This window comes from Sphingopyxis indica (assembly GCF_032879645.1).
Taxonomy (GTDB): Bacteria; Pseudomonadota; Alphaproteobacteria; order Sphingomonadales; family Sphingomonadaceae; genus Sphingopyxis; species Sphingopyxis indica.
The window spans coordinates 3,828,195-3,847,145 of record NZ_CP076394.1 but is presented as its reverse complement, the minus strand read 5'-3'; the positions used below and the strand labels follow the sequence as shown (position 1 = coordinate 3,847,145).

18 protein-coding genes and 1 pseudogene are annotated in these 18,951 nt (G+C 62.6%); 8 read left to right on the top strand and 11 right to left on the bottom strand.

What is annotated here, in order from left to right:
* Positions 1-8 precede the first annotated feature (8 nt).
* Entirely contained in the window at positions 9-2,810 is a 2,802-nt protein-coding gene (locus tag KNJ79_RS18100) for a conjugal transfer protein TraG N-terminal domain-containing protein (RefSeq protein ID WP_020818491.1), read from the top strand.
* Positions 2,811-2,816: 6 nt separating this feature from the next.
* On the opposite strand, the gene KNJ79_RS18095 is transcribed toward KNJ79_RS18100, so the two are convergent.
* Entirely contained in the window at positions 2,817-3,023 is a 207-nt protein-coding gene (locus KNJ79_RS18095) for a hypothetical protein (RefSeq protein WP_020818490.1), read from the bottom strand.
* Between the two features lie 99 nt (positions 3,024-3,122).
* On the opposite strand from KNJ79_RS18095, the gene KNJ79_RS18090 reads away from it, so the two are divergent.
* Complete coding sequence (locus KNJ79_RS18090) at positions 3,123-3,587, top strand: hypothetical protein (RefSeq protein WP_020818489.1); 465 nt, start codon at positions 3,123-3,125, stop codon at positions 3,585-3,587.
* 46 nt (positions 3,588-3,633) lie between these two features.
* Here KNJ79_RS18090 and KNJ79_RS18085 read toward each other — a convergent pair whose 3' ends face one another.
* From KNJ79_RS18085 to KNJ79_RS18075, 3 genes and pseudogenes are all read right to left on the bottom strand, one after another.
* On the bottom strand, positions 3,634-3,990 hold the full coding sequence (locus KNJ79_RS18085) for a SpoIIAA family protein (RefSeq protein WP_317152111.1): 357 nt from the start codon (positions 3,988-3,990) through the stop codon (positions 3,634-3,636).
* Positions 3,991-4,178: 188 nt separating this feature from the next.
* Positions 4,179-5,309: pseudogene (groL, locus tag KNJ79_RS18080) on the bottom strand (chaperonin GroEL); the annotation flags it as partial.
* Between the two features lie 56 nt (positions 5,310-5,365).
* Positions 5,366-6,130 (bottom strand): IS6-like element IS6100 family transposase, encoded by a 765-nt coding sequence (locus tag KNJ79_RS18075; RefSeq protein ID WP_001389365.1) that lies wholly within the window; start codon positions 6,128-6,130, stop codon positions 5,366-5,368.
* A 28-nt stretch (positions 6,131-6,158) separates the two neighbouring features.
* Here KNJ79_RS18075 and KNJ79_RS18070 point away from each other — a divergent pair, with 28 nt between their 5' ends.
* Complete coding sequence (locus KNJ79_RS18070; RefSeq protein WP_317152110.1) at positions 6,159-6,392, top strand: TonB-dependent receptor; 234 nt, start codon at positions 6,159-6,161, stop codon at positions 6,390-6,392.
* 9 nt (positions 6,393-6,401) lie between these two features.
* The gene (locus KNJ79_RS18065) at positions 6,402-7,490 is read left to right on the top strand and encodes an aromatic ring-hydroxylating dioxygenase subunit alpha (protein WP_317152109.1); all 1,089 of its coding nucleotides are present in this window, start codon (positions 6,402-6,404) and stop codon (positions 7,488-7,490) included.
* A gap of 189 nt (positions 7,491-7,679) precedes the next feature.
* Here KNJ79_RS18065 and KNJ79_RS18060 read toward each other — a convergent pair whose 3' ends face one another.
* Entirely contained in the window at positions 7,680-8,102 is a 423-nt protein-coding gene (locus tag KNJ79_RS18060) for an OsmC family protein (RefSeq protein WP_317152108.1), read from the bottom strand.
* 234 nt (positions 8,103-8,336) lie between these two features.
* On the opposite strand from KNJ79_RS18060, the gene KNJ79_RS18055 reads away from it, so the two are divergent.
* Positions 8,337-9,311, top strand: coding sequence for a glutathione S-transferase family protein (locus KNJ79_RS18055; RefSeq protein ID WP_021319994.1), 975 nt, complete (start codon positions 8,337-8,339; stop codon positions 9,309-9,311).
* A 161-nt stretch (positions 9,312-9,472) separates the two neighbouring features.
* Complete coding sequence (locus tag KNJ79_RS18050; RefSeq protein ID WP_317152107.1) at positions 9,473-10,261, top strand: IclR family transcriptional regulator domain-containing protein; 789 nt, start codon at positions 9,473-9,475, stop codon at positions 10,259-10,261.
* 6 nt (positions 10,262-10,267) lie between these two features.
* Here the strand turns inward: KNJ79_RS18050 and pcaF are convergent, their stop codons facing one another.
* Genes pcaF through KNJ79_RS18035 form a run of 3 tightly spaced genes read right to left on the bottom strand, consistent with a single transcriptional unit; the run spans position 10,268 to position 12,833 of the window.
* Positions 10,268-11,470 (bottom strand): 3-oxoadipyl-CoA thiolase, encoded by a 1,203-nt coding sequence (pcaF, locus tag KNJ79_RS18045; RefSeq protein ID WP_317152106.1) that lies wholly within the window; start codon positions 11,468-11,470, stop codon positions 10,268-10,270.
* Positions 11,467-12,126: a 3-oxoacid CoA-transferase subunit B gene (locus KNJ79_RS18040; protein WP_317153948.1), complete on the bottom strand. Its 660-nt coding sequence runs from the start codon at positions 12,124-12,126 to the stop codon at positions 11,467-11,469. Before KNJ79_RS18040 ends, pcaF begins: the two co-directional genes overlap by 4 nt.
* Positions 12,126-12,833: a CoA transferase subunit A gene (locus KNJ79_RS18035; protein WP_317152105.1), complete on the bottom strand. Its 708-nt coding sequence runs from the start codon at positions 12,831-12,833 to the stop codon at positions 12,126-12,128. Before KNJ79_RS18035 ends, KNJ79_RS18040 begins: the two co-directional genes overlap by 1 nt.
* Positions 12,834-13,010: 177 nt before the next feature.
* Here KNJ79_RS18035 and KNJ79_RS18030 point away from each other — a divergent pair, with 177 nt between their 5' ends.
* Together KNJ79_RS18030 and KNJ79_RS18025 are read left to right on the top strand one after the other, a co-directional pair.
* Positions 13,011-14,060 (top strand): maleylacetate reductase, encoded by a 1,050-nt coding sequence (locus tag KNJ79_RS18030; protein ID WP_317152104.1) that lies wholly within the window; start codon positions 13,011-13,013, stop codon positions 14,058-14,060.
* A 69-nt stretch (positions 14,061-14,129) separates the two neighbouring features.
* Positions 14,130-14,978, top strand: coding sequence for a dioxygenase family protein (locus KNJ79_RS18025; RefSeq protein WP_317152103.1), 849 nt, complete (start codon positions 14,130-14,132; stop codon positions 14,976-14,978).
* Positions 14,979-15,029: 51 nt separating this feature from the next.
* Here KNJ79_RS18025 and KNJ79_RS18020 read toward each other — a convergent pair whose 3' ends face one another.
* From KNJ79_RS18020 to hmgA, 3 genes are all read right to left on the bottom strand, one after another.
* The gene (locus tag KNJ79_RS18020) at positions 15,030-16,049 is read right to left on the bottom strand and encodes an iron-containing alcohol dehydrogenase (RefSeq protein ID WP_317152102.1); all 1,020 of its coding nucleotides are present in this window, start codon (positions 16,047-16,049) and stop codon (positions 15,030-15,032) included.
* Between the two features lie 149 nt (positions 16,050-16,198).
* Positions 16,199-17,479 (bottom strand): fumarylacetoacetase, encoded by a 1,281-nt coding sequence (fahA, locus tag KNJ79_RS18015; RefSeq protein ID WP_317152101.1) that lies wholly within the window; start codon positions 17,477-17,479, stop codon positions 16,199-16,201.
* Positions 17,476-18,774, bottom strand: coding sequence for a homogentisate 1,2-dioxygenase (hmgA, locus tag KNJ79_RS18010; protein WP_317152100.1), 1,299 nt, complete (start codon positions 18,772-18,774; stop codon positions 17,476-17,478). Before hmgA ends, fahA begins: the two co-directional genes overlap by 4 nt.
* Positions 18,775-18,951: the final 177 nt, after the last annotated feature.

Sequence of the window (18,951 nt, the reverse complement as noted above, 5' to 3'; positions counted from 1 at the left end):
GCAGACCGATGCTTGAGGTCTTCACGGTTGGTGGCGGCGAGTATCTCGTAAACATCTTCAACGCAGTCGCGGCGTGGTCGGGAGGCGGTGGCTATCGCTCGCTCATCCGCGTCGTCATGGTCATGGGCCTCATCTATTCGCTGCTCGTGGTGGCCTTCACGCTCAACTATAAGGCGTGGCTGAACTGGTTCCTGCAAGCGACGGCCATTTATCTTTGCCTGATGGTCCCGACGGTGGACATCAAGGTAACGGATCGCATCAACCCGGGCCTGACGCCATCGACGGTCGACAATGTACCGATGGGATTGGGGGTGCTTGCGAGCTTCACGACACAGGTGGGCGATTGGCTGACGCGGACGGCCGAGACCGTCTTCGTCATGCCGAGCGAGCTCAACTACTCGACGAACGGCATGGTGTATGGCGCGCGACTGTTCGATGCGACGCGCAACTTCATCATTCGCGATGCGGAGTTCTCGACCAACCTCGAAAACCATTTCAAGAACTGCCTGTTCGGCGATGTGATGCTTTATCAGAAGTCGCTGACCAATCTTGCGAAGGCGCCCGATCTCTGGGCTGCGGTCGGGCCGGGCTCGGAAGCCCGATCGCAGCAATGGCTTGAGCGACAAGGTGACGGAACGGTTAACAGCTTCATCATCACTTGCCGGCAGGCGTACCAGGCGCTCGACGCGCAATGGGGTCCAATGATCGAGGCCAACGCGCCTCTTTGGGGCAAGGAGGTCTATCCCAAGCTCAGCAACGCTCTGGCGGCGGACAAGCTCAAACACGACGTTCCCATCGTCAGTGCGGCCTTCACGGGCACGAGCAACAACTTTGCTGAGGTGATGCGCCAGAACACAGCAATCAATGCTTTCATGCAGGCCCGAAATTCGATGTCCGGCGGGACGGGCGCCGCAGAGATCGACACCTTCGCGCAGACCCGTGCCGACATTCAGGCGCGCAACACCTATAATTCGATCGCTCAGCAGGCGATGGCATGGGTTCCGATTTTGAACATCGTGCTGACGGTGGTCTTCTTCGCCATGTTCCCGGTCGTTTTCCCGCTCTTCCTGATGCCTCAGACGGGCGTCTCGACGCTGAAGGGCTATGTGACAGGGTTCTTCTATCTCGCCGCATGGGGGCCGCTTTACGTCATCCTTCACATGATCTGCATGACGCGGGCGACGTCGGCAGCGACAGGCGTCGCGGAAGGCGGCGTTACGCTCGCAAGCTATGCGGGGATCGGGGCGGTGAATGGCGAGACCGCCACGATCGCTGGCTTCATGCTTATGAGCGTGCCCTTTCTCGCGGCAGGCCTCGCGCGCGGCGCGATGTCGATTGCCGGGCATTCCATGTCCATGCTCGCGCCGGCGCAGAACGCTGCGGAAGCGGCGGCGCTGGAACAGACGACCGGCAACTATTCGTATGGCAACGTGAGCTGGGCGAATGCCACGTCGAACATGCGGCAGGCCGATCAATGGTCGACGGCGCCCACCTATATGGGCGGCGGCGCCAGCTTCGGGTGGCGTCAGGACAATGGCGCCATGGTGACGGGGTTCGGCAACGGCCAGGAGGTATATGATACATCCGCGGCCATCTCGCGCCTTGGGTTCACGCCGACGATGACATCGGGATCGGTCGCTGAATGGCGCGAAATGGCCAGCGAGGCGCATCGCCAGGCGCGTGCCTATGAGAATGCCGCCAACGAGATTCTGACCGCGACCCATGCGAACCGCAGCACGTTCGGAAGCTCAACCGAGCATACGCGGGGTTGGGAATCGAGCAGCGGCAATCAGGCGAATGCCTCTGTAGAGCAGTTCGATCGGCGCACGGGCAGCAGTACCCAGGGCCTGGAAGAGCGATCGACGATTTCGCAAAGCGAGCGCGTTTCGGGGCGGCACGATCGCCAAGCGCAGATATCCGATCAGATCGGTGGAGCACTTTCGGCCGGCCTTGGCGGCCGCCGCGGTGGCGGCAACGGAGGCTCGGGTGGGCGCGGGCTGCCGGGGCTCGGAATCAATGTGTCCAAGTCGGGTAGCCAGATGGACACCATGAATTGGACGACGGACGATTCTCGGAGCAGTGAGAGCGGCAACACCTCGTCAAGCGGGGTTCGTGACGAGCATGCGAACGGTAGCGGCGCTTCGACGTCGGAAGGCACCTATGCTCGGAGCGGTGTCTTCGCCCGTGGCTCAAGGACGGATTCGTCGTCGGTCAGCACCGAAGATTCCCTGGCTCTGGCGAAATCCTATTCGGAAACCGCGCGACGGCTCGATGAGCTGTCGCAGCAGCTCTCGCGCGACGCGAGCTATGCGGAGACGCATGGAATGCAATTGAGCGAGAACCTGAGTCAGGATCTCGCCCAATGGTATCGCCACCAGCAGGTCGCAAATCCGGGGCTCGACGCGCCGGAGCTCTGGGCGACCGACTTGACCGATCAGCAGCGAGCGGTTCGGCAGGAGATGATCACGCGCTGGATGGACGAAAAGCAGGCGTCGATCCGGTCCGAGATCGAGGGCAGGCTCCATGCGCCCGATCTCGTCGATGTGCACCATCCCTCCGTCGATAGCGCTGCCGACGTTCGGGCGGCCTACCAGCCTCGCGGGCTAGCCGGAGTGCCGGCCGGTCCCGGAGGCGGCCAGTCATCGACGGCAGCGGACATAATCGAAGAGGGCAGGGCGGATATCGACCTGACGCGTGAGGCTGCCCAATCCATGCGCGGTCAACGCATCCAAGGCGCGGTCGATGTTCAAAGCGAGGTAAACCGGGGCAGGGACCATGGCTTCTTCCATGATCCCAAGCTGCGAGAATGAGGAGCTTTAGACGAACAGGACGAAATAGCCGACGCAGCCAGCCATGAGCAGATAGGCCAATGCATAGCCGATGCGACCGCCGAGCGTAGGATTGCCATCGTGATCGACAGCCGTCCCTATTTCGCAATATTCCTCGTCAACATGCGTGCAGACCGGCGTGCCCGAAGCCTTGGTCCTATTATAGGTTTCGATGTCGAATTTCACGGTTCGCATGGTGAACTCCCAGGAAGTTCACTAGCATGTTCAATCTTTGTTCACAAGGGGCGGCACTGTCCGAACGGCCATACGGCGCGCCGCTTTGCCCGATTAGGAATGGTCAAACGCAAGGTTGCGCGGAGGGGGTTCGAGATGAAATGGATGGCAGTTGTCATTGCCGGTAGCGCCCTCCTGGCCCAAGGTGGCCTTGCGACGGCAAAGGAGAGTGCGCTGCCACCACGGGAGTGCGCCGCCAAGGCACAGGCGGCGGCGATGAAACTCCGGGATATGGCCTCTGCGATCGAAGCGGAGGCTGCTTATGCCGAGCGGCACGGCGGGGCGTTTTCGCCCGAGCTCACCCAGGAATTCGTTCAATGGTATCGCGCGCAGAGCGCGAAAGCCGGAAGCGAATTGCCGGATCTGGGAAAGACGGATCTCACAGTTGATGAGGCTCGGGCGCGGCAAGCGGCGGTTGACCGCTTTCAGCGGGAGAGAAGCGACCGCCAAAATGCCATGGTTGCCGCGATCCATCGCGAGGCTGCGAGGGGATGTCCGGTGCTTGATCGCCCCGCGTCAAGATAGCAGGGATCGTGGACCAAGCGGCCGATCTCAGTGCTGCAGCTCGTGTTCAGGCCCCGCTTTGCGTCTTCGCAGGGTCAACCCAGGCGAGTGCCTCGGCGCGCTGATCGGGCTCGAACACGCGGTAGCTGATGAACGGGAGAATTGCGCTTTCAAGGCGGCTGGCCAAGCGAATCCAGGCCTGATCTGCAACGATGGCAACGCGTCCGAAGCGGTTGAGCTTCCCGAAGAGGGGCATTGCCCGGGCGGTGTAAGCGGGCAAGCCCGACAATTCGATGCCGTCGATCGTCCGCGTCTCAACGAACATATGCACCTTTTCGTGTCGCGCCATCGCGCTGTCCAATCGGGTCATGATCGCGTCAAGATCCGAGCCGGTGATCTTGCCTGAGACTGCGAGGGCGAGCACGTCGTCCGAACTGTCGATAAACTCGTGCATTCTGATCTCCTGCCAGCACCATCCTACGAAATTTCTCGACCGAAGCTACCCTGATTCCGGTCCGGTCAGAAATGGGAGATAGTCGATGTAGCAGGCCCGCTTGCATTCGAGAGATGTGCGAGCAAGGGCGGGAAGGCCATGCCCTCCCGCCCAGGAGGTCAGTAATCCATCGCCGGCATCGGCGCGGCCTTATCTTCCTTTGGAAGCTCGGCCACGAGCGCCTCGGTAGTGATGAGCAGCGAGGCGACCGAGGCGGCGTCCTGGAGGGCGGTACGCACGACCTTGGCCGGATCGATGACGCCCGACTTCACCAGGTCTTCATATTCGCCGGTGGCGGCGTTGAAGCCCCAGTTGTAGTCGCTGCTTTCCAGAAGCTTGCCCACGATGAAGGCGCCGTCCTCGCCCGCATTGTCGGCGATCTGCCGCGCCGGCGAGCGCAGAGCCCGCCTGACGATGTCGATGCCGGACTGCTGGTCGTCGTTGGCCGCCTTGAGACCGTCGAGTGCCTTCAGCGCGCGGAGCAGAGCGATGCCGCCGCCCGGCAGGATGCCTTCCTCGACCGCGGCGCGAGTGGCGTGGAGCGCGTCATCGACACGATCCTTCTTTTCCTTGACCTCGACTTCGGTCGCACCGCCGACGCGAATGACCGCGACGCCGCCTGCTAGCTTGGCTACGCGCTCCTGCAGCTTTTCGCGGTCATAGTCGCTGGTCGTGGTCTCGATCTGAGCACGGATCTGCGCGACCCGGGCATCGATGTCCGAGCGTGCGCCTGCGCCATCGACGACGGTGGTGTTGTCCTTGTCGATGATGATCTTCTTGGCGCGGCCGAGCATCCCCAGCGTTACGTTTTCCAGCTTCGTGCCGAGTTCCTCGCTGACCACATTGCCGGCGGTGAGGATTGCGATATCCTCGAGCATCGCTTTGCGGCGATCGCCGAAGCCAGGCGCCTTGACGGCCGCGACCTTGAGCCCACCGCGGAGCTTGTTGACGACGAGCGTGGCCAGCGCCTCGCCTTCGACGTCCTCGGCGATAATGAGAAGCGGCCGGCCCGACTGAACCACCTGCTCCAGCAGCGGAATGAGGGCCTGCAGGTTGGACAGCTTCTTCTCGTGGATGAGAATATAGGGGTCCTCGAGCTCGACCTTGAGCTTCTCGGCGTTGGTCACGAAATAGGGCGAGAGATAGCCGCGATCGAACTGCATGCCCTCGACCGTTTCGAGCTCGGTCGCGAGGCTCTTCGCCTCCTCGACTGTGATGACGCCCTCATTGCCGACCTTCTCCATGGCTTCAGGGCTCTGTTGCAAAGATTGGCGGCAGTCAGAGGTAGGCTGTCGCTCTGCGCCGATCAGGCGGCTGCTGCGAAATGGTGGTTGAGCATGCCCATGGCCTCCGTCAGCGCCGAGGGCCCAATGCCAAAAGCTCTCTCCACAAGGCGCACCTCGCCCCTGATGCCGGGCTGCAGGCACCAGGGGCGAGCCTGTCCTTTGCGCAGGGCTCGCATGACTTCGAATCCCTTGATCGTGGCATAGGCCGTGGGGATCGATTTGAAACCGCGCACCGGCTTGATCAGTATCTTGAGCTTTCCGTGATCGGCCTCGATCACGTTATTGAGATACTTCACCTGCCGGTGGGCCGTCTCCCGGTCCAGCTTTCCTTCGCGCTTCAATTCGGTGATCGCTGCACCATAGCTCGGCGCTTTGTCGGTATTGAGCGTGGCAGGCTTTTCCCAGTGCTTCAGGCCTCGCAGGGCCTTGCCCAGGAACCGCTTCGCTGCCTTGGCGCTGCGGGTCGGCGACAGGTAGAAATCGATCGTGTCGCCCCGCTTGTCGACTGCCCGGTACAGGTAGGTCCACTTGCCCCGCACCTTGACGTAGGTTTCATCCAGGCGCCAGCTCGGATCAAAGCCACGCCGCCAGAACCAGCGCAGCCGCTTCTCCATCTCCGGGGCGTAGCACTGGACCCAGCGATAGATCGTCGTATGGTCGACCGAAATGCCGCGTTCCGCCAGCATTTCCTCAAGGTCGCGATAGCTGATCGGATAGCGACAATACCAGCGCACCGCCCACAGGATCACATCACCCTGGAAATGGCGCCACTTGAAATCCGTCATCGTTCCGTCCGTCCAATCTCCGCCAAGCATGCTCAAGCTTCACGATTTTTGCAACAGAGCCCAGCCGGGATATCATCTTCTGAACGCGAACCTCACCTATGTCGACCCGAGCGAAAAATGGCGCGTGGCCCTCGGCGTCACCAATCTCACCAACCGCCATTATCTCGTCGGGGGATTCTCCGACCTTCCGGCGACCGGCTTTGTCGACGGAACCTATGCGCGGCCGCGCGAATGGTATCTGACCGTTCGCCGGAACTTCTAGGAGGGGGGGGTGATCAAAACCTCGCTGCTCCGCAACTGCTGGTACGTGGGCGCCTGGTCCGACGAGGTTGCGTTCGGGCGCCCCATGGCGCGCACGATCCTCGCCGAGCCGGTCGTCTTCCTCCGCTACGAGGATGGCAGCGTCAATGCCCTCGCGGATCGGTGTCCCCACCGCTACGCGCCGCTCCACCAGGGAAGGCAGGTTGGCGATCAAATCCATTGCCCTTACCACGGGCTCGGCTTCGACCGGACGGGGACATGCGTCCACAACCCGCACGCGGGTACCCGGATCCCGAGTCACGCGGTCGCCCGCACCTTTCCGGTCGTCGAGCGCTATGCGGCATTATGGATCTGGATGGGCGACGCCGAGCTCGCCGACCCCGATCTCATTCCCGATTTTCAGTGCCACGTCGCGCCCGACCGGAGGCTCGTGAAGGGGGTTGTTTCGATGGGAGCCAATTACCGGCTCATCAATGACAATCTCCTAGACCTCAGCCATGTCGAATTCCTGCACCCGACGACGCTCGCTAGCGAGGCGATCGCGCGCGGCGAGCATGCCGTCCATGTCGATGGTCTGACGGTCCGGTCCGACCGCTGGTGCCCCGACGGCGCCGCGCCGCCGGCATGGGGGGCGCAGATGCCCGACCATGAGGGTCCGGTGGATCATTGGCTCGAAATGCGCTGGACCGCGCCGTCGCTGATGCTCCTCGATGTCGGGATTACACCGTCCGGCCAACCCAGAAGCGCGGGAGTCGGGGCGCTCGTGTCGCATAACCTCACGCCGGAGACAGAAACCAGCACGCACTATTTCTGGGGTGTGACACGCGACTGGAAGACAGACGATGAGACGGTCGATCGGATCTGGGAAGGAGCCATCGAAATGGCCTTCGTCGGCGAGGACGCCCCGATGGTGATGGCGCAGCAAGTCGCGCTCGGCGATCAGGATCTCTACGATATGCGGCCAGCGCTGTTCGAGATCGATCTTGCGCCAAACCGTGCGCGGACCATTCTTAAAAAGTTGCTGAAGGCCGAAGCCCGGAGCGAGATACCCGAGGGGCCCGTCGACGAAAATGGGGTTGGAGCCCTCACGTCGCGCTGACGATTGAGGCCTCTGGGGCGCTGAAAAAATGAGGCTCGAACAATCCGGAGGGGGGTCCGGGAGGGGTCGCTCGAGCCCCAGGCTGCCGTCCGCTGCCTTCACGAAACAGCGGCTATGGGATCGGTCTGCGGATTGACGACGTGCGATGTCGCTGCAGCTTCATGAGCATCGGTCAGCAGGTGAAAGCTCTTAGCCAGGTCTGGTCACGATGATCGAGCCAGTTTCCAGTGTGCGCTGAACCGGGCATTTGGAGGCGACATCGTGAAGGCGCTGGAGTTGGTCCTCGGTTAGCGCGTCGCCCTTGATTTTGATGGTCTTGTTGAAAGTGTCGACCAGCCCAGCACGGCCTTCGACCTTTTCCCGGCTGTGCACGACCTCGACGCTTACATGGTCCAATGGAACGTCGTGCTGGCGAGCGAACCATCGAACTGTCATCGCCGTGCACTCCGCTAGTGCGGAGGTAAGCAGCTGATAGGGCGACGGGCCAAGACCGGTTCCGCCTGCCTCGATCGGCTCGTCTCCGGCAAAGATATGCCCCTCAACCGAGATCCGGACGGCGAATGGAAGGCCTCCCGTCTCGGACGCTATGGCGGTGGTCGTGAGTTTCGACATTTGTCCTGGAGACGCTCGATAGTTGGATCCTGGTTAGCACTGATCATTGCACGCCCGCATCGTTGGCAGACACATCTATATGGAGGCGCTTGTCGAACTCCGTGTTCGCGACAGAGAAACGGTCGAGACTGCCACTGAGATGTTATTGTCGGTTGCCATCCGTGGGCCGAGCACCATGTCGCTGCCTGGCGGCGCAGTTGGCGCGAGGTGCAAACCCGCCAAGGAGACAAGACGATGGTTTCGACGACCGATGGCCGCCTTAAGGCTCATGAATATGGGGCGAAGGACGTGCGCGGCCGGTTCGTCCGGCGAGACGCAGCATTTCGCAACTGGATCACGGCGGACGGTTCGCCAGGACCGAGCGGCGAGGGCGGCTTTAAAGCCGAAGCCGGCCGCTATCATCTCTATATCTCGGCCGCCTGTCCCTGGGCGCATCGGACGCGCATCTACCGGCACCTGAAGGGTCTCGACGGGATGATCTCCATGTCGATCACCCATTGGTTCATGGGAATGGAAGGCTGGACGTTCGAGCCAGGCGAGGGCGTCGTGCCCGACACGGTCAATGGCGCCCGGCGCATATACGACCTCTATCAGGCAGCGGCACCGGGCTATGAAGGCCGGTTCACCGTCCCGATCCTTTGGGATCGCGATCGTGGAACGATTGTGAGCAATGAGTCCTCCGAAATCATCCGGATGTTCAATACTGCGTTCGACGGTGTCGGGGCTACGCCAGGAGACTATTACCCCGAGGCACACCGTGCCGAAATTGATCTCCTGAACGCGCGTATCTACGACACCCTCAACAACGGGGTTTACAAGTCCGGCTTCGCGACCACGCAAGAGGCATATGAGGAAGCGGTGTTCCCGCTCTTCGAGACGCTGGACTGGCTCGAGGAACGTCTCTCCCGGCAACGCTACCTTGTCGGGGATAGCGTCACGGAAGCCGATTGGCGGCTGTTTCCGACACTCGTGCGCTTCGATCCCGTCTATGTCGGCCACTTCAAGTGCAACCTGCGCCGTATCATCGATTATCCCAACCTGTGGGGCTACACGCGCGAACTCTATCAGTGGCCCGGCGTGCGCGAGACGGTCGATTTCGAGCATATCAAGCGGCACTATTATGAGAGCCATCGGTCGATAAATCCCCACGGGATTGTGCCTGCAGGCCCGGTGCTTGATTTCGACGCCCCGCATGGGCGCGGCGGCTGATCCTGCTGTTGGCCGTCAAAAATAGGAAGAAAGCAACCTCTCATGAACTGAACGGGCAAGCGTAGCGTTGCACGGTTGCTGCGGGCGAGAGATGACCGATTACCGGATATTTTGACCGACACGGCCTTCACTTGGCTGGGCGAAGACGATAGTCTGTGCCCATGTCCATGCTCAGCACTCCCAGGCTCCCCGACGGAGGCAGCGACCCACAGTTCATGCAATCGCTCGCGCGGGGGCTCGCCGTGCTCGAGGCCTTTTCCGATCATGGGTCGGATCAGACCATCAGCCGCCTTACAGAGCACACGCAGCTTCCCAGATCGGTCGTCGTCCGCTGCCTGCACACACTGGTGCAGCTTGGCTACCTGGAGCAGCAGGAGAAGTCCTACCGGCCGCGCCCACGTGTGCTGAGGCTGGCCGACGCCTTCCTCTCTGATCGATCCCTTCCGGCGATCGCGCAACCGATCCTCGAGGAGCTGCGCGACGAATTGAGCGAGTCCTGCTCGCTCGGTGTCCTCGAAGGGGACGAGATCATTTATGCGGCACGCGCGTCGCAGTCGCGCATCATGGCCGTCAGCCTGCATGTGGGGAGCCGTCTTCCGGCCTGGTGTACGTCCATGGGGCGCGTTCTGCTCGCTTCACTGCCGGTGGAGCAGCGTGAGGCGCTCGTCCCTTCCTGCCTTGCCGCGCTGACACCGAATACCCAGACCGACCGCGGGGAGCTCCTGAAGGAGATTACCGCGGTCGCGCGGCAGGGTTATGCGGTGGTCGACCAGGAGCTTGAGCTTGGACTGCGCTCCATCGCGGTACCGGTCGTCGACAAGTCGGGCGTGACCGTGGCCGCGCTCAATGCCGGGACGAATGCATTCGACCGGTCGGCCGACGAACTCCTTGATACTTTCTTGCCAGTCCTGCGCGCCGGCGCTGTCAAATTGTCGCGGCTAGCGCCCTGATTGTCCTCAGACGCGCTCAACGGCGAGCGCAAGTCCCTGCCCGACGCCGATGCACATCGTGATCAGCGCGCGGCGCCCATTTCGTCTTTCGAGGGCGTGGACAGCGGTCATCATCAGTCGCGCGCCGCTCATCCCCAGCGGATGCCCGAGCGCGATCGCGCCGCCATTCGGGTTGACGCGCGCATCGTGCGGGTCGACCCCGAGCGTGCGAAGCGACGCGATGACCTGGCTGGCGAAGGCCTCGTTGAGCTCGATCACATCGAAATCATCGGTCGACAGCTTGAGCCGGTCGAGCAATTTGCGCGTCGCGGGAACGGGGCCAAGGCCCATGACGCGCGGCAGGACCCCCGCGCTCGCCATGCCGAGGATCCGCGCGCGCGGGGCAAGACCGTTTCGGGCAGCGGCGCTCTCGCCCGCGACGATCAGGGCCGCCGCGCCGTCATTCACGCCGGACGCATTTCCGGCGGTGACGGTCCCGTCCGGGCGGACGATCGGTCTCAGCCTCGCAAGGTCGTCCGGCGTGGTTTCGGGGCGAGGATGTTCATCGCGCGCGACGACGATGTCGCCCTTGCGCCCCTTGATCGTGACAGGCACGATCTCCTCCGCGAAATAGCCCGCCTCCTGCGCTGCCGCAGTGCGCTGCTGGCTCCGCAGCGCGAACGCATCCTGATCCTCCCGGCTGACAGGGTGCTCCTGCGCCACATTCTCCGCGGTCTCGGGCATTGTATCGACGCCGTAGGCGGCGCGCATCGCCGGGTTGACGAAGCGCCAGCCGATCGTGCTGTCCTCGATCTGCGCGCTACGCTGCCAGGCGCTTTCGGCCTTCCCCATGACAAGTGGCGCGCGCGACATGCTCTCGACCCCGCCGGCGATGACGAGGCCGGCTTCCCCTGCCGCGATCGCCCGCGCCGCGGCGCCGACGGCTTCCGCGCCGCTCGCGCAGAGGCGGTTGACCGTGACGCCGGGGACAGCGGACGGGAGACCTGCGAGCAGCGTGCTCATCCGGGCGACATTCCGATTATCCTCGCCCGCCTGATTGGCGCTCCCGAGGATCACCTCGTCAATCGCCTGAAGATCGAGTCGCGCATGGCGGCCGGCCAGTTCGCGGATCGCGATCGCCGCAAGGTCGTCGGGACGGACGGCCGCGAGCGCGCCGCCATAGCGGCCGATCGGCGTGCGGACCGCGTCGCAGATGAAGGCGGCGCTCACGCGGCTTGTCCCGCGGTTTCGGTGACGACAGGTGCGCCGGTGCGCTCGATCACATAGCCGGCTGTGATGCCGGGTGCGAGTTCGACAAGTACGAAGCGTCCCGCCTCCCGATCGCATTTGAGGACGCAAAGGTCGGTAATGACGAGATCGACGACGCCCTGGCCGGTGAGCGGAAGCTCGCAGCGCTCCAGAAGCTTGGATTCGCCCGCCTTGTTGGTGTGATCCATCACGACGACCACTCTTTGAACGCCGGCGACAAGGTCCATGGCGCCGCCCATTCCCTTCACCATCTTCCCCGGGATCGTCCAATTGGCGAGATCGCCGTTCGCTGCGACCTCCATCGCCCCCAGGATCGCCATGTCGATATGGCCGCCCCGGATCATCGCAAAGCTGTCGGCCGAGGAGAAATAGCTCGAGGTCGGCAGCTCCGTGATGGTCTGCTTGCCGGCGTTGATGAGATCGGGATCGGCTTCCCCGACATAGGGGAAGGGCCCCATGCCCAGCATCCCGTTCTCGCTCTGCAACGTGACGTGGACGCCGTCAGGGATGTAGTTGGCGACCAGCGTTGGAATGCCGATGCCAAGGTTGACGTAGTAGCCGTCCTGAAGTTCCAGCGCGGCGCGCTGCGCCATCTGGTCGCGTGTCCATCCGGTCATCATGCGGTCTCCCGGGCGCGCTCGGTCAGCTTCTCGATGCGCTTCTCATTGATGGTGCTTTTGACAATACGATCGACGTAGATGCCTGGCGTGTGAACGCAGTCCGCACTGATGACGCCCGCCTCGACGATTTCCTCCACTTCGACCACGGTCGCCTTGCCCGCGGTCGCCATGACAGGATTGAAATTGCGCGCGGTCTTGCGGAACTGGAGGTTGCCTTCAGGATCGGCCCGCCATGCCTTGACGAGCGAGAGGTCAGCGCGCAGCCAGCGCTCGCGAACATAGAGCACCCCGTCGAATTCCTCGACAGGCTTGCCTTCGGCCACCACCGTCCCAACTCCGGTCCGGGTGTAGAAGGCAGGGATTCCCGCACCGCCAGCGCGAATGCGCTCCGCCAGCGTTCCTTGGGGCGTCAGTTCGAGTTCGAGGTCGCCGCTTAGATATTGTTGCTCGAAAAGTTTGTTCTCGCCGACATAGGAAGAGATCATTTTCCTGATCTGGCGCGTTTCGAGCAGCATCCACAGGCCAAAACCGTCAGCGCCGGCATTATTGGAGATGACGGTAAGGTCGCGGACCCCGGCCGCCTTGATCTCTGGAATGAGACTTTCCGGATTACCCGAAAGGCCAAAACCACCGGACATGATCGTCATGCCGTCGAAGAGGAAGCCCTCCAGCGCGGCCCGCGGGTCTTCATAGATCTTGGTCAAGGCCGTCTCTCCGAATGACCGATTATCGGCTAGTTGAATCGAACATCGGTTATGGTATAGCTGCAGCTCAACGAGTCAATGTCGAATCGCGGCCCCCGTGACTGAGTGCTCGATCGAAGCTGACACAGCGAGGTCAGGGATCGCTAGAAAACCATCGCTCTTGGAGAGGTCATCGAAATGGGATTTATCTACAATGGCCTGCCGGCACATGTGATTTTCGGCCGCGGCTCGATTGCGCAAACCGCGCAGCTGATCGGCGAGCTAGGGGGCAAGCGCGCCCTGCTCGTCACGACGCCGAACCAGGCAGACGATGCGCGGACGGCTCTTGCCGGGGTCGAGGCGATCGTAGCCCATTTCGATGGCGCGACGATGCACACGCCGACCAATGTTACTGAACAGGCGTTGGAGCTGGTGAAGAGCGAAGCGATTGACAGCCTGATCGCGTTCGGCGGCGGGTCGACTATTGGTCTTGCCAAGGCGCTGGCGCTTCGAACCGATCTTCCGCAGCTCGCCATACCCACGACCTATGCGGGTTCAGAAATGACGCCGGTGCTTGGGCAGACCGAGAATGGGCGCAAGACCACGCTGCGCGATCTTGCGGTGCTGCCCGAAAAGGTTCTCTACGATGTCGACCTTACGCTCGGCCTTCCAGCCGACATAACCGGAACAAGCGGCGTGAACGCAATCGCGCATGCGGTCGAAGGCATGTATGCACGCGACGGTAATCCGGTGATGACGGTTCTCGCGGAACGGGCGATCGGGCTTCTGGCAGAGGCGCTTCCTCCGATCATCGAAAATCCGCTCGATATTCCCGCGCGTGAGAGAGCGCTGGAAGGGGCCTGGCTATGCGGGACGGTCCTTGGGTCCGTCGGAATGGCGCTTCATCACAAGCTTTGCCACACATTGGGCGGCGCGCTGAACCTGCCGCACGCAACAACACACACGATCGTGCTGCCCCATGCGCTCGCCTATAATTTGCCGGCGATCCCTGACGTCGGAGCTCGACTCGAGAGGATCCTGCGCGGCGATCCGGCGCAGCGCCTTTTCGATCTCGGAAGGGCAATCAAGGCGCCGGCGGGCCTGCGTGACCTGGGAATGGCGGAGGCCGACATCGAAACAGTGACGACCGCGGCACTCGAGAATGCCTATTGGAACCCACGCCCGCTTGAGCGGGAGGGAATTCGCGCGCTCATCGCCAGGGCGTGGGCGGGCGAACGCCCGGCTTGAGGGGCCGGCAGCGCCGCAGATCATTAGAGCCCGCCCCGGCGGAGCCCCGTGACTTTGGAGAGGATTATCGTGACCGACCGCATTTTTCCCGAGCTCACCGAAGACGCGCTCGCGCGAATGAAGGATGCGCCCAACAAACGGCTTGCCGAGATCCTCTCCGTCGTCATCCCCCATCTGCACGATGCGACCCGTGAAGCGAAAATTACGACCCGCGAGTGGGAGCAAGCGATCGAGTTTCTGACCCGCACTGGGCACATGTGCACGGGCAAGCGACAGGAGTTCATCCTTCTGTCGGATGTGCTGGGCGTCTCCATGCTGGTCGACGCGATCAACCATGACGACGGTGGCGAGGGGGCAGGGACGCCGTCCACGGTGTTCGGGCCTTTTTATTCTGGCCGGCAGGACGTACTTCCCAAGGGCGCGTCGATCCTGAAGCGTGACGAAGAGGGCGATGCGGTTCGGGTCGAAGGGCGCATCCTCGACAGCATCGGAGCACCAATCGAAGGTGCTCTTGTTGAAGTCTGGCAGACCTCGCCAACCGGACTCTACGATGTCCAGGATCCGTCGCAGCCCGAAGGACATCTTCGCGCCAGCTTCATCACCAGCGCTGACGGGACCTATGCGTTCTCATCCGTCATGCCGGTGAGCTATGGCATTCCCGTTGATGGACCGGTTGGTGATCTTCTCGACGCGCTTGGTCGACATCCCAACCGACCCGCTCATATTCATTTCATGATCAGCGCGCCGGGCTACGAGACGCTGGTGACGCACCTCTTTATCGCCGGCGACGAATGGCTCGAAAGCGATGCCGTCTTCGGCGTAAAACCGGACCTGATCGCGTCGCCGGAACGTGTTGCTCCCGGCGAGTTCAGAATTGACTACGACTTCGCATTGGCGGTGCCGCACCGCCCCTCGTGAGTTCCATGGGCGATAGGAACGCCTAAGCGGCGCGGGCGACGGAAGGTGTCGTCAGACGAGAATCTTGCCCGCCCGTATGCCCTCGACGAGTCGTGTGACAACATCGCGATCGAGCGGCGCCGGGTTGGCAGGTGGGTGGGCGAGTACCGGGTCCACGATCATCGGAAGCACATCCTCGCGCAAGCCAAGCAAGGCGAGCGCCGACGGCGCGCCGAGTTCGATGGCCCATGCGCGGAGGCCGGAACCAGGGTGCTCACCGAAGAGCTCGTACAGGATTGCCCCTTCGCGGCCGAGGTAGGGCGCATTGAGCGCGACGACATGGGGCAATACGACGCTGTTGTTGTCGCCGTGACTGATGTGCGTAACGCCGCCAATAAGGTGGCAGATCTTGTGGTGCAGGCCGATCCCCGCGATCGCTACCAGGTGTCCTCCAAGGAAGGCGGCATAACAGAGCTGCTCGCGAGCGGCGATGGAAGTGGGGTTCCTTACGGCGACGGGGAGGTTCTCGAAAAGGACCCTCATGCCGATCGTCGCCAGGTCGGCTGCGAACATATTAGGAGTGGCGGGGTAGAGGGCTTCCACCAGATGGGCCAGACAGTTCATCGCGCTGCGAACTAGCTCTCCCGCCGGTAGACCAAGATAGAGGTTGGCATCGTAGAGGACCGTCCGGGCCTGGGCGCGAGGGTCGATGCGGGTGTGCTTCACGCCATCCGCCTTCCAACCATAGACTGGTGTCATGTCGGATCCGGCGAGCGTCGTCGGGATGGCGATGAGCGGTTTGCCTGTAGCAGCCGCCAGGAACTTTCCGAGACCGGTGGTAGAGCCCCCACCAATCGACACGAGCCCGTCGCAGCCGCTTCGATGGAACGTCCCAAGGGCCGCCAGCGACACCTGCTCTGGACTATGGGGCTCGGCCCAGCCGTACAATATTCCGCCATTCTCCTTGAGGCGTTCGAGTAAATCCGCATAGCGACGCCCCCCTGATGGTGTCGTGAGCACCATCGGTTTCGCAATCGAAAGCCGCGCCAGCTCATCGGGCAACGTTTCGATCGCGCCGGCGGCACATATCACCCTTATGGGCCCGGGCTCGTATGCAAATGCCGAAATCTCGGGGGGAGTCATTCGCTTCAAGTTTGTGTCTGCCCCGGCCATGTAGCCCTCGCCTGAAGAATTGAAATTTGGATTGCGCGTTCATCTCGAACGGCGTGGCCGCGACGTCGCTAAGCGTGCGACACGATCGTCGCCCGACAGGACCCAAAGCCGATGGGCGCAAAGCCTTCGGCACGGGCCGTGCCGCTGATCAGGATTTCGTCGCCATCCAGAAGGAAGGTTCGTTGCTCGCCCGTAGGGAGCGTGATGGGTTCCTTGCCGCCCGCCGTGATTTCCATAAGGCTCCCCAGGCCGGATGGACAGGCCGTCGAGATCGTCCCGGTACCGAGAAGGTCGCCAGCCATCAGATTGCAGCCGTTCACGGTATGATGAGCAACCATCTGCGCCGCGGTCCAGTACATCGCGCGTGCATCGCTGAGACTGAGGCGAAGTGGCTCGATGCCCTGATCACGCATCGCTGCCGATGTCATTGCGACCTCCAGCTCGATCGCGAACGCTCCGCGCGCCTGGTCGTTTGCGTCCCACAGGTACGGAAGGGGTCGGGGATCGCCATCGGGTCGCGGCGCTTGCGGAACCCGGAAGGGTTCGAGGGCCTCCGCGGTCACGATCCAGGGCGAGATCGTAGTATGGAAGTTCTTGGCGAGGAAAGGACCCAGTGGCTGATATTCCCAGGCCTGAACGTCTCGCGCGGACCAGTCGTTGAGGAGCGTCAGACCAGCAATATGCGTATGCGCCTCGCTGATGGGAATCGGTGATCCAAGAGCGTTGCCGCCACCGACCCAAACGCCAAGTTCGAGCTCCAGGTCGAGGCGATCAGTGGGCGCAACGAGCGGTTCCACCGTGTCGGGCAATCGCTGCTGGCCAACCGGTCGAACGACCGGCACGCCGGACACTCGAATGGACGAGGCTCGGCCATGATAACCGATCGGGATCCACTTATAATTTGGAAGGAGGGGTGTGGGCCGAAGCAACTTGCCGATGTTCGTGGCATGATGAATGCCGACATAGAAGTCGGTGTAATCGCCGACCCGAGCGGGCAGGTGCATGATGCACTCCGCCGCCGGGTGCATGTACGGCCCGAGCGCTGCCGCATGGCGGGTATCGGAAAGCAGCGTGGAGAGACGCTGCCTGAGCGCTCGACGCTCATCGGCTGGCAGACCGAGGAGGCCATTAAGTGTAGGGCCGGCGATCGCGGTGCCCGAGCGCGGAGGAAGCAGGTGAGCGATGCCTCGGAGATCGAGTATTTGGTTCCCGATTGCCGTTCCAGGACGCGGCTCGGCTCCTTCGCGTGAGAAAATACCGAGCGGCAGGTTCTGGATCGGGAAGTCGGCGTGGCCCTGAGCGCTCTCAACCCAGCTTGTCAGCTTTGCGTCATGGGTTTCATCGATCATGGCCGGTTCACCTGTGCTTTGGGAAAGCCGGCCCAGACTGCGTCATAGTCGAGCTGCGAAGTGGCGAGGGCATGCGCCGTCGGTCGGTAGGGCCAGCAGGTTTCGATCATGAAGGCCATGGTGCCGTCGATCTTGTGCGGCTGCAGTGCCGCTTCGCTCGCCGCCTCCCAGGTCGCGACATCGGGGCCGTGCCCTGCCATCATGTTGTGCAGGCTTATCGCGCCAGGGACAAAGCCGTCGGCTTTCGCGTCATAGACACCATGGATGAGGCCCATGGCCTCGGACATGACGTTTCGGTGGAACCAGGGGGGGCGGAAGGTATCCTCGGCGACCATCCACCGCGGAGGGAAAATTACAAAATCGGCATTCGCACGGCCTGGCGTGTCGGAAGGCGACGAAAGCACAGTGAAGATCGACGGATCCGGGTGATCGAAGCTTACCGTTCCCATCACGTTGAACCGGGCGAGATCGTAGCGGAACGGTGCGAGATTGCCGTGCCAGGCAACGACGTCGAGCGGCGAATGGTCCAGCGTCATGCTCCAAAGTCGGCCGAGATATTTCTGGACAACCTCGGTCGGCGTATCGCGATCCTCGAACCAGGCGACGGGCGTTTCGAAATCGCGGGCGCCTGCAAGCCCATTGGAGCCGATTGGGCCCAGTTCGGGCAAGCGGAACATCGCCCCGAAATTCTCTGCCAGATACCCCCTTGCGATCCCGTCCGGGAGGATGACGCGAAAGCGAACGCCCCGCGGAACCAGCGCAATCTGTCCCGGAGCGAGACCGATCCGGCCGAGCTCGGTCAGCAGGAGCAGGCGACCCTGTTCGGGGATGACCAGGAGTTCGCCGTCGGAATCGTAGAACACCTTGTCGACCATGTCTCGATTGGCGGCGAAGACATGGAACGCAACGCCCTCGAGCTGCTCGGGGGAGCCGTTGCCAAGCATCGTGACGATGCCGTCGACGAAGTCGGTCGGAACGTCGGGAAGCGGCTGGGGCCCCCATCGCAGCCGATTCGGTGGGAGCGCGCCAGGAGCCGGCTCCGCATTAAATAGTGGCGCTGAGCTATAGGGTTCGAAGGGAGCGTGATCCGCGGTAGGCCTCAAGCGGTAAAGCCAGCTGCGGCGGTTTTCCGAGCGCGGTGCCGTGAACGCGGTACCGGAGATGGCCTCGGCATAGAGTCCGAAGGGCGGGCGTTGGGGCGAATTGCGCCCAATCGGTAGCGCGCCAGGCACCGCCTCGGTCGAGACGTGGTTGCCGAAGCCCGGGATGTACATGATGTCAGGCGTCTCGCTCATTGCTGTCCTCTCGGCACATGGACCGCGAGCGATTCTGTGCTTCCGGGGCATATTTGCATGTTCCGGCGGGATCCGACTGATGAGGGGCTCCACTGATTTACCGATCAGTCCGACAATCGACTGCGACCGGATTGCATGCTCTCGCCGAGCCCGCCCATGCTCGCCGCGCATTAATTT